This window comes from Methylobacterium sp. Leaf469 (assembly GCF_001424745.1).
Lineage (GTDB): Bacteria > Pseudomonadota > Alphaproteobacteria > Rhizobiales > Beijerinckiaceae > Methylobacterium.
In genome coordinates this window covers 67502-94065 of sequence record NZ_LMRE01000001.1, presented here as the reverse complement: position 1 = coordinate 94065, position 26564 = coordinate 67502, and the positions used below count along the sequence as shown (strand labels likewise).

28 protein-coding genes and 1 tRNA gene are annotated in these 26564 nt (G+C 65.5%); 19 read left to right on the top strand and 10 right to left on the bottom strand.

What is annotated here, in order from left to right:
- Window positions 1-44 precede the first annotated feature (44 nt).
- Window positions 45-1034, bottom strand: a complete 990-nt coding sequence (gene galE / locus ASG60_RS00420; RefSeq protein ID WP_056171650.1) for a UDP-glucose 4-epimerase GalE — start codon at window positions 1032-1034, stop codon at window positions 45-47.
- A gap of 255 nt (window positions 1035-1289) precedes the next feature.
- On the opposite strand from galE, the gene galU reads away from it, so the two are divergent.
- Window positions 1290-2156 (top strand): UTP--glucose-1-phosphate uridylyltransferase GalU, encoded by an 867-nt coding sequence (gene galU / locus ASG60_RS00415; protein ID WP_056383893.1) that lies wholly within the window; start codon window positions 1290-1292, stop codon window positions 2154-2156.
- 459 nt (window positions 2157-2615) lie between these two features.
- Complete coding sequence (locus ASG60_RS23825) at window positions 2616-2822, top strand: DUF817 family protein (RefSeq protein ID WP_056383891.1); 207 nt, start codon at window positions 2616-2618, stop codon at window positions 2820-2822.
- Between the two features lie 271 nt (window positions 2823-3093).
- On the opposite strand, the gene ASG60_RS00405 is transcribed toward ASG60_RS23825, so the two are convergent.
- On the bottom strand, window positions 3094-3309 hold the full coding sequence (locus ASG60_RS00405; protein ID WP_056171645.1) for a hypothetical protein: 216 nt from the start codon (window positions 3307-3309) through the stop codon (window positions 3094-3096).
- 427 nt (window positions 3310-3736) lie between these two features.
- Here ASG60_RS00405 and ASG60_RS00400 point away from each other — a divergent pair, with 427 nt between their 5' ends.
- The 3 genes from ASG60_RS00400 (at window position 3737) to ASG60_RS21675 (ending at window position 5743) form a co-directional block, all read left to right on the top strand.
- Complete coding sequence (locus tag ASG60_RS00400) at window positions 3737-4873, top strand: trypsin-like peptidase domain-containing protein (RefSeq protein ID WP_056171643.1); 1137 nt, start codon at window positions 3737-3739, stop codon at window positions 4871-4873.
- Window positions 4874-4943: 70 nt separating this feature from the next.
- On the top strand, window positions 4944-5207 hold the full coding sequence (locus ASG60_RS21680; protein ID WP_082515286.1) for a hypothetical protein: 264 nt from the start codon (window positions 4944-4946) through the stop codon (window positions 5205-5207).
- The gene (locus ASG60_RS21675; RefSeq protein WP_082531563.1) at window positions 5204-5743 is read left to right on the top strand and encodes a J domain-containing protein; all 540 of its coding nucleotides are present in this window, start codon (window positions 5204-5206) and stop codon (window positions 5741-5743) included. The genes ASG60_RS21680 and ASG60_RS21675 overlap by 4 nt, the downstream gene beginning before the upstream one ends.
- Window positions 5744-5872: 129 nt before the next feature.
- Here the strand turns inward: ASG60_RS21675 and ASG60_RS00390 are convergent, their stop codons facing one another.
- The gene (locus ASG60_RS00390; RefSeq protein ID WP_056171641.1) at window positions 5873-7342 is read right to left on the bottom strand and encodes a D-alanyl-D-alanine carboxypeptidase; all 1470 of its coding nucleotides are present in this window, start codon (window positions 7340-7342) and stop codon (window positions 5873-5875) included.
- 327 nt (window positions 7343-7669) lie between these two features.
- Between ASG60_RS00390 and ASG60_RS00385 the strand changes: the two genes are divergently transcribed.
- The 4 genes from ASG60_RS00385 to ASG60_RS00370 all read left to right on the top strand — a co-directional run bounded on the left by ASG60_RS00385 (window position 7670) and on the right by ASG60_RS00370 (window position 11621).
- The gene (locus ASG60_RS00385; protein ID WP_244474305.1) at window positions 7670-8029 is read left to right on the top strand and encodes a phasin family protein; all 360 of its coding nucleotides are present in this window, start codon (window positions 7670-7672) and stop codon (window positions 8027-8029) included.
- Window positions 8030-8283: 254 nt separating this feature from the next.
- Window positions 8284-8685, top strand: coding sequence for an ATP-dependent Clp protease adapter ClpS (gene clpS / locus ASG60_RS00380; RefSeq protein WP_056172158.1), 402 nt, complete (start codon window positions 8284-8286; stop codon window positions 8683-8685).
- A 24-nt stretch (window positions 8686-8709) separates the two neighbouring features.
- A complete protein-coding gene (gene clpA, locus ASG60_RS00375) occupies window positions 8710-11169 on the top strand; it encodes an ATP-dependent Clp protease ATP-binding subunit ClpA (RefSeq protein ID WP_056383890.1) in 2460 nt (819 codons plus the stop codon).
- A gap of 194 nt (window positions 11170-11363) precedes the next feature.
- Window positions 11364-11621 (top strand): hypothetical protein, encoded by a 258-nt coding sequence (locus ASG60_RS00370; protein ID WP_056265863.1) that lies wholly within the window; start codon window positions 11364-11366, stop codon window positions 11619-11621.
- A 49-nt stretch (window positions 11622-11670) separates the two neighbouring features.
- Here the strand turns inward: ASG60_RS00370 and egtD are convergent, their stop codons facing one another.
- Together egtD and egtB are read right to left on the bottom strand one after the other, a co-directional pair.
- Window positions 11671-12609 carry an L-histidine N(alpha)-methyltransferase gene (gene egtD, locus ASG60_RS00365; protein ID WP_244476563.1) on the bottom strand — a complete coding sequence of 313 codons (939 nt, stop codon included), beginning with the start codon at window positions 12607-12609 and terminating at the stop codon, window positions 11671-11673.
- A gap of 66 nt (window positions 12610-12675) precedes the next feature.
- Entirely contained in the window at window positions 12676-13947 is a 1272-nt protein-coding gene (gene egtB / locus ASG60_RS00360; protein WP_056383885.1) for an ergothioneine biosynthesis protein EgtB, read from the bottom strand.
- Between the two features lie 221 nt (window positions 13948-14168).
- On the opposite strand from egtB, the gene murI reads away from it, so the two are divergent.
- Window positions 14169-15032 carry a glutamate racemase gene (gene murI, locus ASG60_RS00355; RefSeq protein ID WP_244473791.1) on the top strand — a complete coding sequence of 288 codons (864 nt, stop codon included), beginning with the start codon at window positions 14169-14171 and terminating at the stop codon, window positions 15030-15032.
- Window positions 15033-15253: 221 nt separating this feature from the next.
- Window positions 15254-15871, top strand: coding sequence for a 30S ribosomal protein S4 (gene rpsD, locus ASG60_RS00350; protein WP_056086744.1), 618 nt, complete (start codon window positions 15254-15256; stop codon window positions 15869-15871).
- Window positions 15872-16019: 148 nt separating this feature from the next.
- Here the strand turns inward: rpsD and ASG60_RS00345 are convergent, their stop codons facing one another.
- Window positions 16020-16271, bottom strand: a complete 252-nt coding sequence (locus ASG60_RS00345; protein WP_056383884.1) for a hypothetical protein — start codon at window positions 16269-16271, stop codon at window positions 16020-16022.
- A 112-nt stretch (window positions 16272-16383) separates the two neighbouring features.
- On the bottom strand, window positions 16384-17157 hold the full coding sequence (locus tag ASG60_RS23695) for a cold-shock protein (RefSeq protein WP_056171628.1): 774 nt from the start codon (window positions 17155-17157) through the stop codon (window positions 16384-16386).
- A 375-nt stretch (window positions 17158-17532) separates the two neighbouring features.
- On the opposite strand from ASG60_RS23695, the gene ASG60_RS00335 reads away from it, so the two are divergent.
- The 8 genes from ASG60_RS00335 to ASG60_RS00300 all read left to right on the top strand — a co-directional run bounded on the left by ASG60_RS00335 (window position 17533) and on the right by ASG60_RS00300 (window position 23761).
- Window positions 17533-18000, top strand: coding sequence for a response regulator (locus tag ASG60_RS00335; protein ID WP_056171626.1), 468 nt, complete (start codon window positions 17533-17535; stop codon window positions 17998-18000).
- Window positions 18001-18147: 147 nt separating this feature from the next.
- On the top strand, window positions 18148-19257 hold the full coding sequence (locus ASG60_RS00330) for a Ppx/GppA phosphatase family protein (protein WP_056265853.1): 1110 nt from the start codon (window positions 18148-18150) through the stop codon (window positions 19255-19257).
- A complete protein-coding gene (locus ASG60_RS00325) occupies window positions 19254-19967 on the top strand; it encodes an RlmE family RNA methyltransferase (RefSeq protein WP_056265849.1) in 714 nt (237 codons plus the stop codon). The genes ASG60_RS00330 and ASG60_RS00325 overlap by 4 nt, the downstream gene beginning before the upstream one ends.
- 282 nt (window positions 19968-20249) lie before the next feature.
- The gene (locus ASG60_RS00320; protein ID WP_056383882.1) at window positions 20250-21938 is read left to right on the top strand and encodes a methyl-accepting chemotaxis protein; all 1689 of its coding nucleotides are present in this window, start codon (window positions 20250-20252) and stop codon (window positions 21936-21938) included.
- A gap of 126 nt (window positions 21939-22064) precedes the next feature.
- The gene (gene msrA, locus ASG60_RS00315) at window positions 22065-22574 is read left to right on the top strand and encodes a peptide-methionine (S)-S-oxide reductase MsrA (protein ID WP_056171617.1); all 510 of its coding nucleotides are present in this window, start codon (window positions 22065-22067) and stop codon (window positions 22572-22574) included.
- Between the two features lie 463 nt (window positions 22575-23037).
- On the top strand, window positions 23038-23271 hold the full coding sequence (locus ASG60_RS00310; RefSeq protein ID WP_056356882.1) for a hypothetical protein: 234 nt from the start codon (window positions 23038-23040) through the stop codon (window positions 23269-23271).
- Window positions 23272-23333: 62 nt separating this feature from the next.
- Window positions 23334-23410, top strand: a tRNA-Pro gene (locus ASG60_RS00305).
- Between the two features lie 39 nt (window positions 23411-23449).
- The gene (locus tag ASG60_RS00300) at window positions 23450-23761 is read left to right on the top strand and encodes an ETC complex I subunit (RefSeq protein WP_056302594.1); all 312 of its coding nucleotides are present in this window, start codon (window positions 23450-23452) and stop codon (window positions 23759-23761) included.
- Between the two features lie 168 nt (window positions 23762-23929).
- Here ASG60_RS00300 and ASG60_RS00295 read toward each other — a convergent pair whose 3' ends face one another.
- The 3 genes from ASG60_RS00295 to ASG60_RS00285 form a co-directional block, all read right to left on the bottom strand.
- Window positions 23930-24394 carry a nucleoside deaminase gene (locus ASG60_RS00295; RefSeq protein ID WP_056265836.1) on the bottom strand — a complete coding sequence of 155 codons (465 nt, stop codon included), beginning with the start codon at window positions 24392-24394 and terminating at the stop codon, window positions 23930-23932.
- A 39-nt stretch (window positions 24395-24433) separates the two neighbouring features.
- Complete coding sequence (locus tag ASG60_RS00290) at window positions 24434-25501, bottom strand: spore photoproduct lyase family protein (protein WP_056356869.1); 1068 nt, start codon at window positions 25499-25501, stop codon at window positions 24434-24436.
- Window positions 25502-25588: 87 nt separating this feature from the next.
- Window positions 25589-26365: an SHOCT domain-containing protein gene (locus tag ASG60_RS00285; protein ID WP_056383880.1), complete on the bottom strand. Its 777-nt coding sequence runs from the start codon at window positions 26363-26365 to the stop codon at window positions 25589-25591.
- Between the last annotated feature and the right edge of the window lie 199 nt (window positions 26366-26564).

The following is a 26564-nucleotide window of genomic DNA, read 5'->3' as shown; positions in this document are numbered from 1 at the left end:
ACCGCAGGCCGCGAACAGAAGCACGACGGCGAGGCGAAGGCCCGTCACGTGCGGTTGCGCTTCGTCAGGGCATCCTCCCAGGCGAGCGCCTGGCCGACGATCCCTTCGAGACTGGCATGGCGCGGCGTCCAGCCTAACCCCCGGATCCGGTCCGCCTGGGCGATGATCCGCGCCGGGTCGCCAGGACGGCGCGGGCACAGCCGAACCTCGAAATCCTTGCCGGACACGCGTTTGACCACCTCGATGACGTCGAGGACGGAGTAGCCCTGGCCGTAACCGCAATTCATGGTCAGGCTCTCGCCGCCGCCGCGCAGGTGGTCGAGGGCGACTCGGTGCGCCTCGGCGAGGTCCGAGACCTGGATGTAGTCCCGCAGGCACGATCCGTCCGGCGTCGGGTAGTCGGTGCCGTAGACGTCGAGGTGGCTGCGCTGACCGAGGGCGGCTTGCGTCGCGACCTTGATGAGATGGGTCGCGTTCGGGGTCGACTGTCCGGTGCGTCCGCGCGGGTCCGCACCCGCGACGTTGAAGTAGCGCAGAATCACGTAGGTGAAGCCGTGCGCCCTCGCGGCATCGGCGATCATCCACTCGCTCATGAGCTTGGAACGCCCATAGGGATTGATCGGAGCGGTCGTGAGATCTTCCGGCACGGGTACGATATCGGGCTCGCCGTAGACCGCTGCCGTGGACGAGAAGATGACGTGGCGGACGCCTTCACGCACGGCCGTCTCGATGAGGGCGCGGGTTTTGACCGTGTTGGCGAGGTAGTAGCCCAGGGGATCGGCGACGGAATCCGGAACGACGATGCGCGCGGCGAAATGCGCCAAGGCGTCGATGCCATGTTCGCGGATGATGCCGGCCACCAGTGTCTGATCGGCGATATCACCGGTGACGAGGGTCACTTCCGGCGGCAGGGCCCAGTCGAAGCCCGTCGAGAGATCGTCGAGCACCACGACACTCTCATGACCTGCGTCGAGCAGGGCCAGAACCATGTGGCTACCGATATAGCCCGCCCCACCCGTCACCAGAACCGCCATGCCGACATCCCCAAGCAGATTGCGCAAGAGTGGTCACCGGGTCTGCATCGAAAACCTCCGGTTCACCAACTCTTAAGCGGGTGAGGCGCTGGCTGGCCGATGCGAACCTGCTCAGGACCGTGGACACCCGATATATCGTAAAACCTTCGCATCGGTTATGCCGTCTCACGGTCACGCTGTAAGACCGGTCTCGGGATGCTGTCGTGCGACGCCTCCGAGGCTCGTCCCACCCCATTCGATACCGGGTCCCGCTCGATGAAACCGATTCGCAAGGCCGTTCTTCCCGTCGCTGGCCTCGGGACCCGATTCCTTCCCGCGACCAAGGCGATGCCGAAGGAGATGCTCACCGTCGTCGATCGCCCCGTGGTGCAACACGTCGTCGATGAGGCGCGCGAAGCCGGGATCGAGCATTTCATCTTCGTCACCGGGCGCGGCAAGGCGGTGATCGAGGACCATTTCGACATCTCGTTCGAACTCGACCGGATGCTCCTAGAGCGCGGAAAGCAGGCGGCCTATGACGACCTGAAGCGCGATCTGCCCGCGGCTGGCCAGACCAGCTTCACCCGCCAGCAGGAACCCCTCGGCCTGGGCCATGCCGTATGGTGCGCCCGCGAGATCGTCGGCGACGAGCCCTTCGCCGTTCTCCTGCCGGACATGCTCAGCCGCGGCTGCATGCAACAGATGCTGTCGGCCTACGAACGCCACGGCGGCAACGTGATCGCCGTCGAGGAGGTCGCCCCCGAGGAGACCCACCAGTACGGCATCGTCAGCGTCGGCGACACCTTCGGTCAGACCTTCGAGATCACCGGTATGGTCGAGAAGCCCAAGCAGGGCACCGCCCCGTCGAATTTCATCATCTCGGGTCGCTACATCCTTCAGCCGGAAATCTTCGAAGTGCTGTCCCACGGCAGGAAGGGCGCTGGCGGCGAGATCCAACTCACCGACGCGATGATCGAGCTGGCGCAGTCGCAGGACTTTTTCGGCATGCGCTACGAAGGTCGGACCTACGACACCGGTTCGAAGCTCGGTTTCCTCACGGCCAACCTCGCCTACGCTTTGGAACGCCAAGACCTCGGCGGTCCGTTGCGGGCCGAGATCGCCCGTCTGCTGGCTCAGGCGTAGCCGGCACCCGCGCCGCTCGCGAGCGATGGACGGCCTCAGGGAAAAGCTGAGCGAATCCTCCGAAAACTCTTGCCTTTTGTGCGGCGCACACTAGTTTGTGCATTGCGGGAGCGCGATGGCGTCGCGCTCCCGTTGCCCTTCTTGGGCGTTTCCTCCCTAGACTTCGGGCCGCTCTTCGGAGCGGCCTTTTTTTCTGTGTGAACCAGCCACGCGCGATGAGCGCCCTGTGTCCGATACGGCGGCCGCCCAGACCGGCAAATGTCGCTGAGATCACGATTCAAGTTTCGATTTGGATCACGGCGCCGCTCGGCTGTGGCCAGTGCTCACCCATTTTACCGCTACCGAGGCAGGGCTGGGAGCTCGGGCGCAGGCACAAAGTCCCCTCGTCGCAGGCGTGTCCGAGCTTGAGGTTCGGCATGAAGCAGGCCCGGGCCTGCCTCTTCCGGGGGCTCGATCTGGATGCCGCTTATCGCGAGCGTCCTGTTCGATTCGGCGGACGCTTCGCTGCACCGCTACGATGCCCTCACCCTGGCGGTGGTCAAGATCTGGATCGCGATGCTCGCGCTGCGGAGGGAAACCCGGGAGGAGGCGAAAGTCATCGCCCCGTATCAAGGGATCGGAACCGTCGTGAAACTCTTCAGGACCGGGGTCGGATCCTGGATCTAACCGGAGGCCAGCGTTCCACGCTTCTCATGCGTCCCGCCCTTCACGGGCTTCTTCTATGCCAGCATCGGCTTCTACATCGCACGGGTCTGGCGCTATCCCGACCAGCGCGCCGGATGGGCAGTGGTACCCTTGGGGGAAGTTCGGCTCGTGGGACCGTCTGATGATCGCGTCTTATGTGCTCGTCACCCTCGTGAGCCGGCCGCGGGAAGTCCGGCGGTCGGCTCGCGGGGAAGGCCGGCCAATGCAAAGGCCGGTAGCGTCGCCGATCATCTCAGTTGAGGTACGTCCGAATCCAGTTCGGGGAAAGGATTTCGCCTTCCTCGGTGATGATCCAAGGCTGCTTGGCAGGATCGGTGAGGGCGCCGGCGGCGGCCTTGATGGCCTCGCGCAGGGTGTCGTAGCGCTCGGGCTGAGCGAGAGGAGCCGGGATCGGCGCAGTCCGCCAGATGGTCAGGTCGGCGGGACGTTCGAGGGCTTCGGTTTCCATGGGTCCTGTTCCTTGATCGAGAGGGTTGCTCCCCGCGATGCCGGCTGTTCGGTCTCACCCTTTGTAAGGGGGGCAACCTGAACGGCCGCTGCGGAAAGTGATCGGCAATGGCAGCATCTCTGGGGCGGCTTTGCGATCTTTTCGGGCGCAATCTTGAAGGTTGCGTCCGTTTCGACGCAGGCTCAGACCGACGGTATGAGCCTCGCTGCGTCCGCTGCTGCTTTGGAGATACCGCTTTGTCGGGATACGGGTCTTCTCTGGGTCTGCCCTATAGGTAGGCTGTAGCTGTCGCCTTGGAATTGAACGGTGTGCGAACGCACCCGGATCGTCCCTGCGCTTGAGCATCAGTTGACCCTAGAGGCGTCACCGAGCGGTTAATGCCGCAGTGCAGCAAATGGGTTTTCCCATTTTTTGGAAGAGGATGGTGATGGCGGACCGGTTTGTGCGAATGGCGGCGGGCGCGGCGCTCGTCCTGCTCGCGCTCCTCGTGGCGCAGCCCTACGTGACGGCTTTCCTGTTCGCGGCACGAACCCCACGCGCCATCACGGCTCGGGGGGATCTGGCATCGACGGAGACCGCCACCGTTGCGCTTTTCGCCCAAGCGAGCCCGTCCGTGGTCCATGTCTTCGCACAGGCCGCGGCACAGGGGCGCGCGCTCCTCGGCGCGGAGTCCGAGGATGGCGGAGAGCAGGAGGGCAGCGGATCGCAAACGGGCACGGGCTTCGTCTGGGATGCGGGTGGGCACATCGTCACCAACAACCACGTCGTGGCCGCTGCGGCGCAGGGGGGCGGCTCCGTCTCGGTTCGGCTCTCCTCCGGGGTGGTGGTGCCGGCTCGCATCGTCGGGGCCGCGCCGAGCTACGACCTCGCCGTACTCCGACTCGGCCGCACCACGCCCCCACCGCCGCTCGCCATCGGCACCTCCGCCGACCTCAAGGTCGGCCAAGCCACCTATGCCATCGGCAATCCGTTCGGCCTCGACCACACCCTGACCACCGGCGTCGTCAGCGCACTCCAGCGCCGCTTGCCGACGGCCGAGGGCCGTGAACTTTCGGGCGTGATCCAGACGGATGCGGCGATCAATCCGGGCAATTCCGGCGGCCCCCTTCTCGATTCGGCCGGACGCCTCATCGGCGTCAACACGGCGATCTTCTCGCCGTCCGGGGCCAGCGCCGGCATCGGCTTCGCCATCCCGGTGGACGTGGTCAACCGCGTCGTGCCCGAACTCATCCGGAACGGGCGCACGCGCAATCCAGGTATCGGCATCATCGCCGGACAGGAATCGGTCACCGCCCGCCTGGGAATCGACGGGGTCGTGGTGGTACGGGTGATCCGGGGGTCGCCGGCGGCGCAAGCCGGCCTGCGCGGCGTCGATCCACAGACGGGCGCCATCGGCGACGTCATCGTGGCGGCCGGGGATCGGCCGATCCATCGCCTGGCCGACCTCACCGCCGCCATGGCGGCCGCAGGCATCGACGCCACCATGGATCTCACGGTCGAGCGCGACGGCCGTCCTCGGCGCGTCCGTGTCACCACGACGGATGTCGCCGAAGCGCGACGCTGACAGGTGACGCCGCCCTTCATGTCCTTTGGACGCGCGAATGGTCTAAGGTCGAAGATCACGAGAGCGGCCGATGCGTCCTGACCCTCGCCTTCTGGCGATCCTCACACTGATTCTGTTGAACTCCAGCGCACAGGCGGGGGAGGGGGCACGACCGCGCGCGGCGCGGCTGCCCTGTCCGCAGGATGCGCCGGAGGGCGTGCGCCTGCCGGACCGGCCGGGCTGTTCGACCCTGCCGACGGCCAGGCCGCGCGATGGGGATGGGTTTCGCGATGTCGGGGGCGTGCGTCTGCGTGTCGGGGGCCGCGTTGGCGCCGAGTACGGAAGCGCCCGATGACCCTGCTGCTCGCGGGCTTCGGCCTCTTGCTGATGTGGTGGCTCGGCCGAAACGCCCTGCGCCGTTCGCCAGCCGCCACGACGCGGCTCCTGCGGCGGATCGGGGGGTACGCGGCCCTGGCTGCGGCCGGACTGGTCCTGGTCCGGGGCCGGCCTGAGCTCGGGGTGATCCTCGTCGTCGCGGGTCTCTGGCTCCTCGAGGGTGACGCCGGCCTGCGCCACCGGTGGAGCGCGCTGTCGCGGCGGGTTCGCGGCAAGCTTCCCCTACAGGCGGATCTCGACCGCCGGCACGCCGGCCGGCGTGAACACGCTGAGGCTGACGCCGACCCGCGGTCGCGCCGTCCGGCGGACCCAGGGGCGATGACGCAGGAGCAGGCCTATGAGGTCCTGGGGCTTGAGCGCGGGGCGTCCCTGGAGGACGTCCGCACGGCTCACCGAACGCTCATGAAGCGGCTCCATCCCGACCAGGGGGGGACGGCCGAGCAGGCGGCGCGCGTCAACGCGGCCCGAGACAGGCTGACGAACCGACATCGCTGATACTCCACGCGCGTGCCAGAGGGATCGTAGGGACGTGTCTGCCGGCATGACGAGCCGGCCCCGCGCCGCCGCGAGGGACGGTTCGGGTCGAGCGCCGATCCGGACGGGATCGGCGAATCCGCGGATGTATCAGCTTCGGGTGGCGAAGCAGCTGAAACCGCTGCGCTTCAGGGTGTTGCAGGCATCCTGGGCCGCATCCTGCTCGGAGAACCCCGAGAAGCGCGCGCGGTAAAGGGTGGCGCCGCCGTGCTCGACCTTCACCGTGTAGGGCGCAGCTCGGGACAGGGAGCCGCCGGCACGGCTGCGCGCCTCGGCGAGCATGGATTTCGCCTTGTCCTCGTCGTCCATGGCACCGAGCTGGATCACCCAGGCGGTGGGGGTCACTTTGGCGCCCGAGACGGTCTTGGGCGCGGATTCCGTGCGCGGACCGTCGACGGAGGCGAGCCGCGCCGGGCTCTTCACGCCCATCGGAAACGGAGAACCCGGTGCCGTCGGGGCGTAGGCCTGGGCGTTGGCCGGCAGGCGTCCCTTGACGCCGGCGCTACCCGGAGTGGTGGTTGCCCGGCTCGGGGAAATGTCGAGGGGTTGCGCCGTCGAGGCGGTCGTCTCGACATCCTCGTCGTCCGCCGATGCCATCTGCGTGCGCGTGCGCGAAGCGCCGTCGGCCACCACGGCAGGGCGCGCGCGCTCGGCGACCTCGATCGTGGCCGGGGTCTGGCGGTTGCCCGCATAAGCGCGGGGAAGGTTGGCTCGCACGAGATCAGCCATGATCTTGTCGCGGCTCGCCCCGGACTTGCCGCCGAGGACGATGGCGACGATCTGGCGGTCGTCGAGCCGGGCAGCCGTCATGAGGTTGAAGCCGGAATCGCGCGTGTACCCGGTCTTGATCCCGTCGACGCCCTGGACATTGCCGAGGAGACGATTGTGGTTGCCGATCACGCGACCACGGAACGCGAAGGAGCGGGTCTGGAAATAGCGGTAGTAGCGGGGGAAGCGATCCTGGATGGCACGGGCGAGCACCGTAAGGTCGCGGGCCGTGGTGATCTGATCGGAATCCGGCAGGCCCGACGCGTTGGCGTAGTTAGTCCGGCCCATGCCGAGAGCCTTCGCCTTCGCGGTCATCATCTCGGCGAAGCGCGGCTCGGACCCGGCGATGTTCTCACCGATGGCGCAGGCCACATCGTTGGCCGATTTCGTCACGATGGCCTTGATCGCATCTTCGACGGAGATGGTCGAACCGGGACGCAGGCCGAGCTTCGACGGTGATTGCGACGCGGCGAAGGACGAGATGGTGAGGGGCGATTCGAGGGTGTAGCGACCGCGCTCGAGTTGCTCGAAGAGCATATAGAGGGTCATCACCTTGGTGATGGACGCCGGGTGACGCAGGGAATCCTCGTTGACCGCGTGCAGGGTCTTGCCCGTCTTCACGTCGACGACCATCGCCGCGTAAGGCGGGCTATAGCCGCCGCCGCCACGATGATGGGCGCGCCGCTTGGCTTCAGCGGGGGAGGCCATCGTGGCCAGGACCGCCGCCGCCGCGAGCAGCGCGGGCAGGGATCGCTTCAGGCCCGGACGCGGGGCTCGCGCGGGGTCGGCCATCGCGTGGTTGGGAACGCTACGCATCACGACTCACTGCCTCGACAGGCACGGCACGGGGCCGGCTTGCACCGCAACATCGGGGCGGGGAGGCATCTGCGCCGCCGTTACCCCGCAACATCTGTCAATCAGGCTAGGTGGATGCAGTTACGGCCGGGTTAATGAGGTGCGCTGGATTTTGCCGGTTATATTGCGATGCATCATAAACCCTTGACGTTCTATATTGCATCGCACAAATAAGCGGAGCCGGCGGTCCGCGCCTGGCGGGCCGCTGTCCGCGGCAGACCGATGTCGATGCCAAGGGGATGCCCGCCAGGGCAGTGCCAAACGATGAACATGATGACGCAAGCATTCGAAAAGACCTCCGCCCTCTTCAAGGCTGGCGCCGACGACAAGGCTGGCTTGGGCACCGCAATCAAAGGCTTCACGGCCGTGGCCAAGGCGAACCAAAGCGCCAGCATCGAGTGGGCGGATTATGCCCGCCAGTCCCTTGCAGAGGGCAGTGCCACCATGAAGAAGCTCGCCGCCGCGCGCACCCCGCAGGCCGTCTTCGAAATCCAGGCCGCCTACCTCAAGGGCTCGTACGAGCGCCTGATGACCCAGACCCAAGTCATGCGCGACCTTTATTCCGGCCTCGCCGGTACGATGAAGTCCCAGGGCACCAGTGCAAAGCTGCCCGCCACCATCTGATCGTCCTCCCGGACCCATCGTTCCATCGGCCCCGCGCGTCACAGACGCGTGGGGCTTTTTTTCGCTTGCCTCGACCCCGAGCCGGGGTCGGCCAGCGGACAAGTGCGCGCAGCCGACTGGCGAAGTCGCCCATCGCCCTATAGATTGTGTTCACCACCCGCACGGCTCGCGAGACGGGGTGTCTCGACGGTGCCGTGCCGCCTCATGGGGTCGATGCGATTCAGATGTCCGACGTCCTGAAGCAGGGCATAGCCATGACGCAACGGCGCGAGGATTATCGCAACGCACGCGATGCGCCGCTCCGACCCGAGCCAAGGGCGGCCTCGAATCCCGACGATCCGGGGAACGGCGATGACGGCCGGTCCGGCACGGCGATCATCACCCGAACCAAGCCGAAGACGAAGCGCCCGAGTCTGTATCGCGTTCTGCTGCTCAACGACGATTACACGCCGATGGAGTTCGTCGTGCACGTCGTCGAAAAGTTCTTCAACAAATCTCAGGAAGACGCCTACCAGATCATGATGCACGTACACCAGAATGGTGTCGGCGAATGCGGCATATTTACCTATGAGGTCGCCGAGACCAAGGTGACGCAGGTGATGGACTTCGCCCGCAAACACCAACATCCTCTCCAGTGCGTTATGGAAAAGAAATAGGCACCCCCACACAGAGGCCACGCTTTGCCCAGCTTCTCTCGCAGCCTTGAACAAGCTCTCCACCGCGCCCTGGCGCTCGCCGGTGAGCGGCGGCACGAATACGCGACGCTGGAGCACCTCCTCCTCGCCCTTGTGGACGATCAGGACGCCGCGGCAGTCATGCGGGCCTGCAACGTCGAGGTCGACACGCTCAAGCGTAGCCTCGTCGAGTACGTCGACACCGAACTCGCCAACCTCATCGGCGATGGACGCCAGGACGCCAAGCCCACGGCGGGCTTCCAGCGCGTGATCCAACGCGCGGTGATCCACGTGCAGTCCTCGGGCCGCGAGGAAGTGACGGGGGCCAACGTGCTCGTGGCGATCTTCGCCGAGCGCGAGAGCCATGCCGCCTATTTCCTGCAGGAGCAGGACATGACCCGCTACGACGCGGTCAACTACATCAGCCATGGGATCGCCAAGAGGCCCGGGTCGTCTGAGCCGAAGCCCGTACGGGGTGCCGAAGAGGAATCCGCAGCCGAACGCCCGAGCGGAGAGGACAACGACGCCCGTCCGAAGAAGAAAGGTGATGCCCTCGAGGCGTACTGCATCAACCTCAACAAGAAGGCCCGCGACGGCCGGATCGATCCGCTCATCGGCCGTGAGACCGAGGTGCAACGCACGATCCAGATTCTGTGCCGGCGTCAGAAGAACAACCCCCTGCTGGTGGGCGATCCCGGCGTCGGCAAGACCGCGATCGCCGAGGGGCTGGCGCGCAAGATCATCCACAAGGAGGTGCCGGAAGTCCTCATCGACGCCACGGTGTTCTCCCTCGACATGGGCACGCTGCTCGCCGGCACCCGCTATCGCGGCGACTTCGAGGAGCGCCTCAAGCAGGTGATGAAGGAGATCGAGGCGCACCCCAACGCGGTGCTGTTCATCGACGAGATCCACACGGTGATCGGCGCCGGCGCCACTTCGGGCGGGGCCATGGATGCCTCGAACCTCCTGAAGCCAGCACTGGCCAACGGCTCGCTCCGCTGCATCGGCTCGACCACCTACAAGGAGTACCGCCAGTACTTCGAGAAGGACCGCGCCCTCGTGCGCCGGTTCCAGAAGATCGACGTCAACGAGCCGTCGATCCCGGACGCCATCGAGATCGTGAAGGGGCTGAAGCCGTACTTCGAGGAATTCCATAAGCTAAAGTACACCACCGAGGCGGTGAAGGCGGCCGTGGAACTCTCGGCGCGCTACATCAACGATCGTAAGTTGCCCGACAAAGCCATCGACGTCATCGACGAGACCGGCGCCTCGCAGATGCTGGTGCCGGAGGCGCGCCGCAAGCGGACCATCGGTGTCAAGGAGATCGAAGCCACCATCGCCACCATGGCGCGCATCCCGCCCAAGACCGTGTCGAAGGACGACGCGGTGGTGCTGAAGAACCTCACCGACAGCCTCAAGCGCGTCGTCTACGGCCAGCCCAGCGCCATCGAGGCCTTGACCTCGGCGATCAAGCTGGCCCGCGCCGGCCTGCGCGATCCCGACAAGCCCATCGGCTCGTACCTCTTCGCCGGCCCCACGGGTGTGGGCAAGACCGAGGCGGCCAAGCAGCTCGCGGCCTCCCTCGGCGTCGAGATGCTGCGTTTCGATATGTCGGAATACATGGAGCGTCATACGGTGAGCCGCCTCATCGGCGCGCCCCCCGGTTATGTCGGCTTCGATCAGGGCGGCCTGCTGACCGACGGCATCGACCAGCATCCGCATTGCGTGCTGCTGCTGGATGAGATCGAGAAGGCCCATCCGGACCTGTTCAACATCCTGTTGCAGGTGATGGACCACGGCAAGCTCACCGATCACAACGGCAAGCAGGTCGATTTCCGCAACGTGATCATCATCATGACCACGAATGCGGGCGCTTCCGATTTGGCGAAGTCGGCTTACGGCTTCACCCAGACCAAGCGCACGGGCGACGATGTGGAGGCGATCAACAAGCTGTTCGCGCCGGAATTCCGCAACCGTCTCGACGCGATCATCTCGTTCGGTCACCTGCCGAAGGAGGTCGTCGCCAAGGTGGTGGACAAGTTCGTCCTCCAGCTCGAGGCGCAGCTCGCCGACCGCAACGTCACCATCGAACTGTCCGACGAGGCGCGCGAGTGGCTGGTGGAGCACGGCTACGACGATGCCATGGGTGCCCGCCCCATGGCGCGGCTGATCCAGTCCACCATCAAGACGCCGCTCGCCGACGAGGTACTGTTCGGACGCCTCAAGGACGGCGGAGCCGTACGGGTGGTGGTGAAGACGCCCGAGGAGGGTGAGAAGCAGGCCCTCGGCTTCGAGTTCCCGGCCGGTCCGGTGACCCCGAAGCCCGAAAAAGACGTGACCAACGCGGCCAAGAAGCACAAGCGTACGCGGGCCAAGGTCTCCCCGCGGAAGAAGGACGACGGGTCCGGCAACGGGGGCTCCGGAAACGTTCGCACCGTGCCGAAAGTACCGTTGGTCAAAGCCTGAGCCGTCGAGACATGGAGCGGGGTCGGTCGGGTCGTGCCGGCCGGTCCCGCTGCTGTTTCAGGGAGGCGAACGGCACCTCGATTCAAGCGGTCGACACGCGGGCTTGCGATGGTTAGCAAGCGGGCCTTGAGGCGCAGGCGCTTCGGTTCAGCGCACGGTGCGCGTGGTCCAGTCAATCATCAGGGGGCATCCGAATGAGCGATCTGCATGAGGGCCCCCTCACGCCGGTACAACATCAGTCCGCGCCTGCTGCGACACGGCGCGACGATCGACGCGCGCGCCGCCGCCGTCGCCACAGGGGAGAGGAGATTCTCGGCTGGATCCTCGTCCCAATCATGGTGGTGGGACTCTATTGGGGAATCAATGCCGGTTTCGACGCGCTGGGCACGTCGCCGGGACAGGTTTGGGATCAACTGATGCAGGTTAAGGCGATGATGGAGAAGCGCAGCTGAGGTCTCGTCGCGGATACGATGTCCGGGACGACGTTTCAGGCGCGACTTCTCACGCCCGTGTCAGGGCGTGGATCGAGAACAGGCCCTCGGCATCAGTCCAGACGGCCTGTGGCATCCAGCCTGCCGCGACAGCCAGGGTCCGGAAGCTGTCGAGCGTGTACTTGTAGCTGTTTTCCGTGTGGATGGTCTCGCCCTCGGCGAAGGCGAAGGTGTGGCCCGCGAGGTGAATCGTCTGCGCCCGCCGGCTCACGAGATGCATCTCGATGCGCGACGCGTCCGCGTTGAAGAAGGCCCGGTGGCCGAACCCCTCGACGTCGAGGATCGCCCCGAGTTCGCCCGCGATGCGAATGAGCAGGTTGCAGTTGAACGCCGCCGTCACCCCAGCCGCGTCGTCGTAAGCCGCCTCCAGCACGGTCTTGTCCTTCACGAGGTCGACGCCGACGATGAGGGTGGCGCCAGGCCCGAGCACCCGGCCGAAATGCGCCAGCAGGTACGTCGCCTGGGGCGGCTCGAAATTTCCGATGGTGGAGCCGGGAAAGAACCCCGCGACGGCATCGTGCGACAGCCCGTCCGGCAGGGTGAAGGCGCGGGTGAAATCCGCCGCCACGGGCGCGATGGCGAGGTTCGGGAAGTCGGCGGCCAGGGTCTCGGCCTCGCTGTGCAGGAACGTCTCGGAGACATCCACCGGCACGTAGGCGGCGAGGTCCGGTCGGTGCACCAGGAGGCGACGCACCTTCACGGTTGAGCCGCTGCCGAGCTCGACCAGATTGGCTCGAGCCGGGAGGCATGCGGCGATCTCGGCACCTCTGGTATCGAGGATGCCGAGTTCCGTGCGGGTCGGATAATATTCCGGCTGGCGGGTGATGGCCTCGAACAGGTCCGACCCGGCCGCGTCGTAGAAATACTTCGCGGACAGGAATTTCTGCGGCGCCGAGAGGCCGGCGACGACGTCGTCCTCGAATTGCTGGCGGGCGTCCCGGGCAGCCAGGGGCTTCGCGTTCGTGAAGACGGGATTGATGGTCAACGCTGGAGTCTCCGGGACGCGGGCTTCAGTTCAGATGCGGATGTCGGACAAGCGGAGGCCCGTGAACTGCCAACGCTGATGCGGATAGAAGAAGTTCCGGTAGCCGACGCGGGCATGGCCTTCGGGCGTCGCCACCGACGAGCCGCGCAGAACGAACTGGTTCGACATGAACTTGCCGTTATATTCGCCGAGCGCCCCGTCCACGGGCCGGTAGCCCGGATAGGCCGTGTAGGCACTGCGGGTCCATTGCCAGACGGAGCCGAAGGCATCGGCGAGGCAACCGTCGCGGGCCGCCACTTCCCACTCGAACTCCGTGGGCAGGTCGCGTCCGGCCCAGCGCGCGTAGGCGTCGGCCTCGTAGTAGCTCACGTGGCTGACGGGCAGGGACGGGTCGATGGGCCGGATTCCGGCGAGCGTCATGGAAGCCCAGCCGGCTTCGTCCTGGCGCCAGTAGCCCGGCGCGTTCCAATCCTCGGCCTGGACCGCGAGCCAGCCGTCGGAAAGCCAGAGTTCGGGCCGGGTGTAGCCCCCATCGGCCATGAAAGTGAGCCATTCGGCGTTCGTCACGAGCGCGCGATCAAGGGTGCCGCCCTGGATCAGCACGTCGTGCCGGGGTGATTCGTTGTCGAACGAGAACCCCTCGCCGCCATGTCCAATCCGGGTGATGCCCCGGGCCAGGTCGACCTTGCCCGACGCGGCGGATGGCGCAGGAAAACGCCAGTCCGCGTCGTAGGCCGGGCCAAGGGGGTTTTGCGCGAAGGCATGCAGGATATCAGTGACCAGCAATTCCTGGTGCTGCTGCTCGTGATAGAGCCCGATTTCAAGAATCGGCAGCAGCGTTTCGAGGGCCGCCGCCGAGGCCTGCGCGAGAAGCGCGTCCACGGCGCGGTCGACATGCGCCCGGTAGCCAGCCACCTCCGCGGTCGTCGGCCGGGTGATGAGGCCGCGCAGGATACGGGGCTGACGCGGACCGGCGGCGACATAGTACGAGTTGAACAGGTAGTGCAGGCGCTCGTCGTAGAGCGCGTATCCCGGCAGGTGCGCCCGGAGCAGGAACTGCTCGAAGAACCACGTCGTGTGAGCGCGGTGCCACTTCGTCGGACTCGCATCCGCCATGGACTGGACCTGCTGGTCCTCCGGCGACAGGGGGGCGGCCCGGCGCTCGGTCTCGTCACGGACATGGTGGAAGGCAGCGATCCAGGCCGTGCGGTCGACGGGCTTGGCACCGAGATTCGGGGGCGGGAAAGCGGGGCGGCCGGACAACGCGGGTCCGGTGTCGCGAAACGCTGCGGTCGCTGCCATGCCGATGTCTCCAGAAGCTCGTGGTGTCGGAACATATGGTGGACGCGACATTCGGCAACGGCCGCCGGGCCGGTCGGTTCGTCGCGGTTCGTCGGGCTGGCGACGCGGTGTTCGAGGACGATCGCCTTTTTCGTGCCGTGGTCACATCCTCTTAACCGAGCGCCATCGACACTTGCTCCCTTGGTGGGGCGTCGGACCAGGTTCGGATGCGGAACAATCTCATGGCGGGCACGGCCACGATTCCCGTGGCGACGGGCGCGAACCCGACCCCGACGATCCTCGTGTTCGATTCGGGACTCGGCGGCCTCACGGTGCTGGAGCAGGTGCGCCGCGCCCGCCCGGACGCGGCCTACGTCTACGCGGCCGACGACGCCGCCTTCCCGTATGGCCGCCTGGACGAAGCAGCCCTCGTCGACCGGGTGCTCGCCGTGATGGACCGCCTCGTCGCGCTCCACCGGCCCGACCTCGTGGTCATCGCCTGCAACACCGCTTCGACCCTCGTCCTGCCGGCCCTGCGCCAGCGCTTCACGATTCCGTTCGTCGGCGTCGTTCCACCAATTAAACCAGCCGCGGAAGCGACGCGCTCGCGCCGGATCAGCCTGCTCGCCACCCCCGGCACGGTGGCGCGCACCTACACCCACGAACTCATCGAATCCTATGCCGCGGCCTGCGCCGTGACCCTGGTGGGGGCCCCGAACCTCGCCGGGTTCGCCGAGGCGGAGCTTGCCGGTACCCCCGTGGACGATGCGCGGCTCTCCGCAGAGATCGCCCCGTGCTTCAGTATCAGCGACGACGGGCGCCGTACCGACGTGGTGTGCCTCGCCTGCACGCATTACCCCCTGCTGCTGGCCCGTTTCCAGGCCCTGGCGCCATGGCCGGTCCTGTGGATCGACCCCGCTCCTGCCATCGCCCGCCGGGTGACGCAGCTCCTCGGCGCGCCGCCGCGTGGTATGGACCACCGCGCTGGCTCCATACTCGGCGCCTTCACGGGCGGCGCCGGGCTCACCGAGCCCCTGCGGGCCTCCCTCGCCCTGCGCGACGTCACCTCCGTCGCCGTCGAGGCGATGCCCCTCGGGCTCCAGTGAGAGCACTTTCCCGACGACGAAGCCGGCTCGGCATTGACGAGGGCACGGCCCTACTCTAGGGAAACGCACGTGACGGGGTCCCGACGAGGGGCCCCGAAACGTTTTCAAGCGCACCCGTGAGTCGGCTTCGGCCGCTCTGTCGTTCCGGGTCAGGCCATAGGGCCGGTCCGGAAAGAGGAGGGCGCGTTCCTCGATAGATCTCCGTTGCGAGAGGAACCGCGATGTCAAAACGTATTCAGGCGAAGCACAAGCTCGATCGCCGCATGGGCCAGAACATCTGGGGCCGCCCGAAGAGCCCCGTCAATCGCCGCGAGTACGGCCCAGGCCAGCACGGCCAGCGCCGCAAGGGCAAGATGTCCGACTTCGGCACTCAGCTGCGCGCCAAGCAGAAGCTGAAGGGCTACTACGCCAACATCACCGAGAAGCAGTTCCGCCGCTACTACGCCGAGGCCATCCGTCTCCGGGGCGATTCGGGCGAGAACCTGATCGGCCTGCTCGAGCGTCGCCTCGACGCCGTGGTCTATCGCGCCAAGTTCGTGCCGACCCCGTTCGCCGCGCGCCAGTTCGTCAACCACGGCCACGTCAAGGTCAACGGTCAGCGGGTGAATATCGCCAGTTACCTCGTGAAGACCGGCGACGTGATCGAGGTCAAGGATTCCTCGAAGCAGCTCGAGATCGTCGTCGTGGCTTCGCAGCTCGCCGAGCGTGACGTGCCGGATTACATCGAGGTGGATCACGCCAAGATGACCGCCCGCGTCACCCGCATCCCCAACCTCGGCGAGGTACCCTACCCCGTCCAGATGGAACCGAACCTCGTGATCGAGTTCTATTCGCGCTGATCCGACCGGATCGCCGCCGATGCGAAAAGGGCCGCCCCATGGGGCGGCTCTTTTTGTTGGTCGGGCGTCCCTTCGCGAGGCGTGGGTTTGGTGGGCGCCGTTTTGCATCGGCCCTTGCCGAGACCCGGCGTCCACGCTTGGCCGATGTCTAACGGGGAAGAGAGGGGCGATCCTTCAGGTTCCGAGCGCGCAACGCCTCCGACGCCTGCTGCGCGCTCGGCGGCATCTCCTGGGCGCGGGCGCCATCCGGAGCGAGGAGACCGGGGCCCGCGTCGGTCCGGTCCCGACCGGACAAGGCATAACCTGCGTTCACGCCCGCATAGGCACCGGTAAAGGCTTCCGGCCAGGCCGGGACGGCCAGGGCCGCGAGCCAGATCAGGCTGAGCGGGACGATTCGCATGGTCTCTCCACCTGGAAATTCGGGGCTGAAACGCGAAACGGCGGCCCCGGGGGACCGCCGCTCGCTCGAACTGAACTCGGAACCATGGCCAAAGGACGGCCAGGCTCACAGATCAATCGTCGACGTTGATGCTCTGGGCCTCACGACCCTTCTGACCCTCGACAACACCGAGCACGACCTGCTGGCCTTCGGCCAGTGATTCGAGGCCGGCGCGCGACAGGGCTGAACGGTGCACGAAAACGTCCTTGCCGCCATCGTTGACGGACACGAAGCCGAAGCCCTTGGCCGGATCGTACCACTTCACGGTGCCGCTCATCTCCGTGGATGGGCCGCTGGCGAAGCGTCCGCCGCCACGGTCGCCGCCGCCAGCGCTGCCGTAGCGATCGCCGCCACCGGCGGGGGCGCCATAACCACCACGGTCGCCGCCGAAGCGGTCGCCGCCGCCGAAGCCGCCGGTACGGGGCGGACGCGCATCGCGCATGGGGGCCGCCTCGGCCGTGGAGGTGTCGACGCTGGTGACGTCGGTCACCTGCGGACCCTTCTGGCCCTGGGCCGTATGGACCGTCAGGCGCGTGCCGGGCAAAAGGTCGGCATGGCCTGCGGCTTCGACGGCGCGGATATGGAGGAAGGCATCGCCCGAGCCGTCAGCCAGCTCGACGAAACCGAAGCCCTTCTCCTTGTTGAACCACTTGACCGTCGCATCGCGCTCCGGTCCCGAGGGGGCTGCCGCCGCGCGCGACGGGGCGCGGTCGAAGCCGCCGCCACCGCCGAAGCCGCCACCGTAGCCACCGCCGCTCGGCGGAGCCTGATCGGGCCAACGCGGCTCGGCTCCACCCTCATCGAAGCCGCGCTTCTGCGGCCCCCTGAAATCACGACCACGTCCCATAGAAAGCTCGCAAAAACCGTCCGCCGACCATCATTTGTGAATACCGCGTGCGCGCCATCCCAGACAGCCCACGCTCCGCACTATCATTACCCCCGGCAGCGGTGACCAAGAATAACGCCTTAGTCCTGACTGAAACGCGCCACTCTCGCAAGGTCCATTTCGGCGCCCGAGCGACGGTTCCCTTAATTTTGTGCGGCAAAATGCGTAGCGGGTCGGGGTGGGTGCAGAAAGACTGTGGGAAGGTTTGGTTCCGATCGCCCTTGTACGTCGAACGCGGGCGGATTTGGGTCCGACGTTAGGAAAGCGAAAAGGCTCGTGGGTTAAGGGTGATGCCGGGCCGATCCGAGTGAGCGGACCGGAGCCGAATGCTGCCGCATGATCGCCACACCAACGTTTCCGGACCTGTCCGCCCTGGTCGTGGACGAAAGCTTGTACATCCGCCGTATTGTGCGGGACATGCTCATGCGCGTCGGCATCAAGCGCGTCCTCGAGGCTCCCGACGGGGCCGAGGCGCTCGGGGTGCTGGCAGAGAGCAAGCCGGACATCACCATCATCGATTGGGATCTGGCAATTCTCTCGGGTGAAGAGTTCATTCGTCTCGCCCGCACACCGACCACATCGCCTTCTCCGACGGTCCCGATCATTCTGATGCTCGCTCAGCCGCGCCGCAACGTGGTCGACCGTGCGATCTCGCTCGGGGTCAACGAGATCATCGCCAAGCCCTTCTCGCCGAAGACCCTTTGGTCGCGCCTCGACGAGGTGATCCACCGGCCGCGCCCATTCTCCCAGGTCAAGAGCCTGCTGCGGCCAGTGCCGCGGCTCGCCGCCGCCGGCAAGGCGTAGCCTGACCGACGCAGAAGCGCCGCGCCAAGGGCGATCCGCGCAACGAATCCAGGGCTTTGCAGTTTGCCCGCGACACCTGTAGCGTGGAGCCTGAATGATGATCCGGCTCTCCGCCTGGGATCACGCGGAAGGACTTCGGCACAGCCGATGCGGGAAGAGAGTGCCGCGACCATCCCGGCCCGCTCCATGGCCGGCCCGATCACCCCCACGGTCGCGCCAGGGGAAATGCAACGATCCGGAACGCAGGCCACCACCCACCGGCCGCCGCGGCGGAACGCTTACGCCGCCCTCGATCTCGGCACCAACAATTGCCGTCTCCTTATCGCCGAGCCCGCATCCCACGGGTTTCGAGTCATCGATGCGTTCTCGCGCATCGTACGCCTCGGCGAAGGCCTCGGAAATGCCGACCGCCTGAGTGAGCCCGCCATCGAGCGTACCATCGATGCCCTTCGTGTTTGCCGTGCGAAGATGCAGGCGCGCGGTGTCGTACGCGCCAAGATCATCGCCACGGAAGCCTGCCGGCTCGCAGTGAACGGCGCGGCTTTCGTCGAGCGCGTACGCGACGAGGTCGGTCTCGATCTTGAGATCGTCGATCGTCAGACAGAGGCTTACCTTGCGGTCACTGGCTGCGCGGCTTTGGCCGACCCCTATGCCGAATCGGTGGTGATCTTCGATATCGGTGGCGGCTCCACGGAGATCGCATGGCTCGACGGCGCGGCCACGAACCCGTCCACCGACCCGACCCTGCGCATCCGCGCCTGGGACTCCCTGCCGGTGGGCGTGGTCACTCTCGCGGAGCGTCACGGCGGCGCCGACGTGACGCGCCTGACCTTCGAAGGCATGGTGGAAGAAGTGGCCGACATGCTCGCCCGCTTCGCGATCCGTGCGGCGCCCGCCGCCAATGCCCGGCACTTCCACCTGCTCGGCACGTCGGGAACGGTGACGACGCTCGCGGCCATGCATCTGCGCCTCGCCCGTTACGAGCGTCGCCGCGTCGATGGCCTGTGGATGAGCGACGGCGAGGTCGGGGGCGCCATCGACGACCTCCTCGACACGCGTCTCGACCAGCGGGCGGACAATCCTTGCATCGGGCGTGACCGGGCCGACTTGGTGCTGGCGGGGTGTGCGATCTTGGAAGCAATCCGGCGGGCGTTCCCATCCGATCGCCTGCGGATCGCCGATCGCGGCCTTCGCGAGGGGCTCCTGATGAACATGATGCGTGAGGACGGCGTGTGGCGCCGTGGGGGTTACCGGTGAGTGACAGGCGTGGTGCCGGTGCAGGGTTGCGCGGCGAACTCAAGCAACGGGTGAAGACCGGGCGCGGTCGTACGGCTTCGCAGAAACGCTGGCTGGAGCGCCAGCTGAACGATCCCTATGTCGCCCGTGCGAAACGCGAGGGCTATCGCTCGCGGGCCGCCTTCAAGCTCATCGAGATCGACGAGCGCTTCAAACTCCTGAAGCCCGGCCAGCGTATCGTCGATCTGGGCGCCGCCCCCGGCGGCTGGTCGCAAGTGGCGGCTAAGATCGTCGGCGACACCGGTCGCATCGTCGGGATCGATCTCCTCGAAATCGAGCCCATGGCCGGTGTCGAGTTCATCACCCTCGACTTTCTCGACCCTGCGGCACCCCAACTGCTCACCGGCCTGCTTGGCGGGCCGGCAGACCTGGTCCTGTCTGACATGGCTGCCAATACCACCGGCCACAAGCAGACCGACCACCTGCGCATCATCGGTCTGGCCGAGACGGCCGCCGAGTTCGCCCGTGAGATTCTCGCCCCCGGTGGGTCTTACCTTGCGAAGGTTTTCCAAGGCGGTACCGAAGGCAGCCTTCTCGCTGATCTGAAGCGCGATTTCGCCAGTGTGCGGCATGTCAAGCCGAATGCCAGCCGTGCCGATTCGAGCGAACTCTACGTTCTCGCCTCGGGCTATCGTGGTGGGCGGCGATCGGACGACGCGGAAGAAGCCTGAGAACTCTCGGCTCCGGCCGGGTTGTTCCTCGGCTGATCCGAAAGGTCCGCCGACCCGACACATTGCACGGATGTCCGAGCGACGCCGAGTGCGCGACGCACAAAGCACGCGGCTTGCCTAGCCAGCCTGGAAGTATCTTGCATTCAAATGCTGGGTTTATTCAAATTAAAGGTGCGGCCTGCGATTTAATGGCAGTCAAAGTCGCGACCGATTTCAGAAAATCTTCATTTCTCATGGTTAGACCAGATCGATGCTCTTTCCGAAATCGATCGGGTAATATCGATGACACAATTCAGATTGTCGATCCGGACTCGTCTGATCGGTGCTTTCGCGATCGTAATCGTTCTCATGACCGGTATCGGGGTGGTGGCGCTGCAGGCCACGCGTACCATCAATGATCATCTCGTGCAGGTTCAGTCGGATTCTTTGCCGAGCGTGGCGAAGGCTGGCGAAATTACATCCTGGATGGCGCGTTACGCTATCAGTGTCTATCGCCACAGTGCGCTCCTCGACCCGGATTCCAAGAAGCGGGCCGACACCGAGCTTGATGAGCGTGGGGCTCATGTGGCGAAGGTGGTCGGAGAGTACGCGGCTCTCATCAGTTCGCCCGAAGAGCGAGTCTTGTACGACCGGATCAAAGCCAATTGGGCTGCCTATCAGGTTGAGGTCACGGAGATCCTGGCGCTGTCACGCAGAGGCTTGAACGAGGATGCTTTCGAGCGCCTCCAGGGCAAAGCCTCCGAACTCCAACGCTCGTCGATCGACACATCCAACGAGTTGGCCGCTTTGAACAGCAGCCTCGCCGCACAATCACGCCTCGCGAGCGAGCAGGCGTTCGAGCGAACTGAAACCATCGTGCTGACCGTGGTCGGAGGCGGGCTCGTCCTGTCGATCTTGCTCGCAGTCTTCATCATTCGAGGCATTTCCGGCGGGATCGGTGCCGTCGTCCGGCCAATGACCGCGCTCGCGGAAGGCGATCTCACCGCCGTGATCCCGAACCAAGGCAATGGCACCGAGATCGGCCGCATCGCCGACGCCGTTCAGGTCTTCAAGGACGGTCTCATCCGCATGAAGCATCTGGAGGAGGAGACCACTTTGGCGCGTGCCGGAGCCGAGGCCCAGCGCCGGCAAGGCATGCGTGACATGGCCGATTCGTTCGAACGGGCGGTCGGTGGAATCGTCGGTTCGGTGGGAAGCGCTGCAGCCGAGCTCCAGGCGACGGCTCAGACAATGACCGCGACGGCGACTCAGGCGGGCACTCGGTCCGTCTCCGTCGCAGCGGCGGCCGAAGAGGCTGCCATCAACGTTCAGACCGTGGCGGCCGCGGCGGAAGAACTCGGTTCGACGGTCCAAGAGATCGGACGGCAGGTCCAGGGCTCGGCCCACCTGGCGGAGGTCGCCGTGCGCGAGGCTGGTGCAACCGCCGCCCTGGTGCAAGATCTCAGTGGCGCCACCGCCCGGATCGGCGACGTGGTCAAACTCATCGCCGATATCGCGTCGCAGACCAACCTTCTTGCCCTGAACGCAACCATCGAGGCGGCGCGAGCTGGCGAGGCCGGACGCGGATTCGCGGTGGTCGCGGCGGAGGTCAAGGAGCTCGCGAGTCAAACCGCACGCGCAACCGAGGAGATCGGCAGCCAGATCGCCCGCATCCAGGGGGCGACGGGAGACAGCGTGACCGCCATCGCCGGGATCCGCGGTCGAATCGGCGAGATCAGCACCGTCGCGATCTCGCTTGCGGCGGCCGTGGGACAACAGGGTGAAGCAACCCAGGAGATCGTCCGAAACGTCTCCCAGGCGGCTGCGGGTACGGGCGAGGTGACGGTGAACATCGCCGCTGTCGCGTCGGCCGCCGAGGAGACCGGTACGGCCGCCACTCGGGTTCTTGCGTCGGCCTCCGACCTGTCGCGTCAGTCCGGCCATCTCAGTGCCGAGGTCGAGCGGTTCCTCGCCAGGGTCCGCGCCGCCTGAGCGGTTCAGAGCGCCTCCGTTCTTGCCGCGATGCCACGGTCGGTGCCTAGGGTGCTGGAAACGACCACGCGATTCACCATCTGAGTAGCGGCGGCAGCCTGCCGCCCAGATGGAAGGATCCCATGCATGACCACCGAGCGCGCTGTGCTGGCAGGAGGTTGTTTCTGGGGGATGCAGGACCTCATCCGTAAACAGTCGGGCGTCATCGCGACGCGGGTCGGTTATTCCGGCGGTGAGGTGCCGAACGCAACCTATCGCAATCACGGCCGTCATGCCGAAGCGATCGAGATCCTGTTCGACCCTGAGGTGATCGGCTATCGCAAGCTTCTAGAGTTCTTCTTCCAGATTCATGATCCGACCACGGTCGATCGGCAGGGAAACGATCGGGGACCGGGTTACCGATCGGCGATCTTCTACGAGAGCGAAGCGCAAAAGGCAGTGGCCGAAGACACCATCGCCGATGTCAATGCATCCGGGTTATGGCCCGGCAAGGTGGTGACTGAAGTCTCGCCCGTCGGGCCATTCTGGGAGGCCGAACCAGAGCACCAGGACTACCTGGAGCGCATTCCGAACGGCTACACCTGTCACTTCATACGGCCGAACTGGACGCTGCCGCGCCGGGCCGACGCTGCCTGACGCGGTCCGCAATGGGGCTCGCGCCGCCGTATCGTTGCGGCCGGTGCGCGCTCCCGTTGCGTACGCGCTCGGGACCGTTGGACATTCAGTTGACACGACAGTCAACAGGAAGAACCGTCCGTTTCGATCGTGAATCGATCAGTATCGTCGTCACCATCGAAAGGGGCATCGATCGTGCCTGTGACGTCCGGCTTTGCTCCGGAGTTCGATTTCGGAATGGTCCAGCGTTCCCTATGCGGCTCGAAGGACCGGACTTGCTGGTCGATCATCTAACCCGCTGCCCAGTCGATGTGAGACGTTTTTTCCACCGAATCATTAGAATCCGATGCGTCCCGGATCGCTTCGCTTAACGAGGTCCGTGCACCTTTCTGTCCGAGACCAATGAGTTCTCCAACCGCCGCAGGTTGTCGGCCTTGAAGCCGCAGCCTGATGGGGGGCGTCCGGGAAAAGCGAGGAGCGGCACATGATCAGTGCGGTGTCGATCAGCAGCGGCGGCATAGCGGCGGCCACCCAACGGTTCGCCCAAGCCGCGGAGGGGATCGCCAGGATCGGCACGAGCCTGCCTGCGGCGGCACAGGTCGATCTGTCGACCACGGCGATGCAGCTTCTCGCGGCCAAGACGGACGTTTCCCTGAACACCGTGATGCTCCGCTCCTCGCTCGATATGGAGAAGCGTGTCCTCGATATTCTCGCCTGACCGCTTCCATCCTTGCCGGGAACACGCAAAGCTCCTAAGAGCCAAGGGCGTCGAGAACGCGTCGGGGTGTAGCGCAGTCTGGTAGCGCATCTGGTTTGGGACCAGAGGGTCGTAGGTTCGAATCCTATCGCCCCGACCATTTTTCGACTGGTAACCCGAGACCGTTGGGAATCGTCCGATGTCGAGCGCCCGGATCTATCAACCTGCGAAGGACGCGTCGCAGTCAGGGCTCGCCCGCACGAAGGTTTGGGTCCTCGAATTCGACCAAAGCGCACCGCGTGAGACCGACCCGCTGATGGGATGGACGAGTTCCTCGGATATGCTCCAGCAGGTCCGCCTGGAGTTCGAGACGCGCGACGAGGCCATCGCTTATGCCGCGCGTGCCGGCTTATCCTACCGGGTCGAGGAGCCTCAACAACCGATCGTTCGGAAGGGGCTGTCCTACTCCGATAACTTCAAGTTCAATCGTACGGCGCCTTGGACGCATTGAGCGCAGCTGTGTCTATTCCGGTCAGAGCTGCATCAGTATCGTCACTGCACCGAAGATCAGCACTGCGGTAACCGTCACGGCCAACAGGATCAGCGCAGCGCGCGATTCGCGAAGATCGTTCTCTGTCATGGCCCCAGGCTAGCGCCAGCAACTTACAAAGCCAATGACTTAATCTTTGGTCTTTTGGCGTTCACGCCATGCCGCGTACGGATGATCTTCGGCGGGTACCGGGTGATGCGTCACCTGCATCGGTTGGTCAGCCAAGGGGCGGCAGAGTTCGGCGTAGATGCCCGCACTGATGAGGCCGTAGGTTTCGGCCTCCTCCGCTGTATAGGCGAAGTAGGCTTCGCGGATGCCTGCGAGTCGCATGGCGGCATGGCACATCGGACAGGGACGTCCGCTCGCATAGACGACACAATCGTCGAGCTTTGCCGATCCCAGAATGCGGCTCGCCTCCCGGATCGCAACCATCTCGGCATGATCAGTCGGATCCCGCGTCTCGGCCGTGCGATTGACGGCACGTACGAGGACAGCCCCGTCCCGCACGATCACGGCCCCATACGGACGGCCTTCGGCGAGCACATTGCCGTGGGCCAGCGTGACGGCGTCGAGAAGATGGGCTTCATGGGTCATGGCTGAAGGCTCTCCAGGGCCGGGCTTCAAAACGGATGGTCAGAATGCGTAGCGGACGGTGCAGTACGGCATCCGTTCGCTGAGGAGTGCGGTGAAACGGGCGAGCCACCGGCCTTTCCAGCCTGTGCGGTAGCGCAGATTGGTACCCCCACCCTGGGAGATCTTGGCTTCCTGAATGTCGGGGCGCCAGAGGAGATCCTCGGCCTTGGGATGCCAACCCAGATTGACCGCATGCAGATCGGCATTGTGGGTCAGCATGATGATCTCGGCTTTCACCTGCGCCCGCGCTGCGCGCCCGATCCCATCATCGATCGCTGTGAAGAGCTCAGCCCAGTCCGCTTCCCAGCCTTCGTAAAGGATGACCGGCGAGAAATTCAAATGGACTTCGTAACCGGCGGCCACGAAGTCGTCGATGGCGGCGATCCGCTCTCGAATCGGGCTCGTGCGGACGTCGACGATACGGGCGATGCGCTCGGGCATCAGCGAGAACCGAATGCGGGTCTTTCCCTGCGGATCGTAGGCGAGAAGGTCGCGGTTCACCGCCTTGGTTGCGAAGGACGCCTTTGCGTTGGGCAATGCGCGGAACAGGCCGATGAGGTCGCGCACGGTGTCGCTGATCGCGGCATCGACCGAAAGATCGCCGTTCTCGCCGAGATCGTAGACCCAGAGGGCGGCGTCGACGCTGTCCGGCGCGGACAAGGGCCCCTGACGCTCGGCATGCCGACGGATCGCGGCACAAACCGCCTCGACGTTGACGAACAGTGAGATCGGATTGGCGAATCCCTTACGGCGCGGCACATAACAATAGGCGCACGCCATAGCGCAGCCGTTCGACGTCGAAGGGGCAATGAAGTGAGCACTGCGCCCATTCGGACGCATGGCCAGCCCCTTCTTCACCCCCAGGACAAGTGTCGAGCGCTTGATCCGCACCCAATCGTCAACCGAGCCGGCGTTGCCGTGGAGGTCCGGAATGTTCCAATGTGACGGTACCTGGATGCGCTGTGCGTCGGGGAAGCGATCCAAGATCTCACGGCCGCGCGGAAACGTCGTGACTGCCGCCTCGTGATAGATCGTCCGAACATCGATGAAGTCGCGCGAGAGTCCCATTGAGGAGACATGGGACTCGGCGAGCCGGTGGCGACCCGCATGCAACCTGCTGGCTGTGGACACGTCGGCGCAGGACATCGACACCCATCAGAGGCGCGCCAGCAGCTCTGCTTTCTTGGACGAGAATTCCGCTTCCGTCAGCACTCCCTTGCGTTGGAGTTCGGCCAGTCGTTCCAGGGTCGTCAGAACCTCGTCGGCCGGGGATTGCGCGCGCGCCGGGCCCGCTTCCACCCGATGAATGGGTTCAGGCGTGAACGGCTTGGGCTGAAGGGTGGTATCTCGCTGGACGGGCGTGTCGAGTTCGGTGGAGGTCGATGAGGAAACGAACGATTCGCCACGATCGTCGTCGATCCGACGCAGGGATTCGAAAGGAATGGCCCCGTCAGGACCGGAGAACCGTAGGCCGCCAGTGCCACCCTGCTGCTGCGAAACCCCGGTGATGTGCTGCCCTGCCGTTCCATAGAGAATGACATTCCCATCCATCGCGATGGCGAGGCGTTGGGCATGCGGAAAATAAGCATAGCGCAGACCGTTTTGGGAGCCCGAAGTCGCGGGCCGTCCGAGGTGCTGCGGCCACCAGGCATCCGACGTGACGCTGGTGATTGGAAAGCCGACTGCCGGCAGGGCTTCGGCCAGAGTGCTGCACAATGCACCGACGCGGGCTTTGAGCTCCGCGTCGAACATGTTGCCGATCATCGTCATGCCACCCGAGGACCACTGACCGAAGCCGCCGAGTTCGCGGTGGTTGAACTGTGCCATGGTGCCGTTTCCGGCCTGTAAGGCATCGACGAGATGGCGGATGGCGTCGAGGCTTACTCCGTACCGGTCGGCGATGGTTTGCAGGCCGTTCGGTTGGTCGGTCATCGTTGAGTACCCCATGGGAGGGTGAGGCGATGCATCGGGAAGCGATCGATGCCGCCGAACTCCGTGATGCATCCTCGACCCCAGAATGGTGCCCCGCGCCAGGCTTCGCAACGCAAAAAGTTTTCTCGGGCGCGGACCTTCGAGGGAAGCGTGAGCGTTCCCGTTTCGGTTTTGGCGTGCCGACGTGCCCGATGAGAGC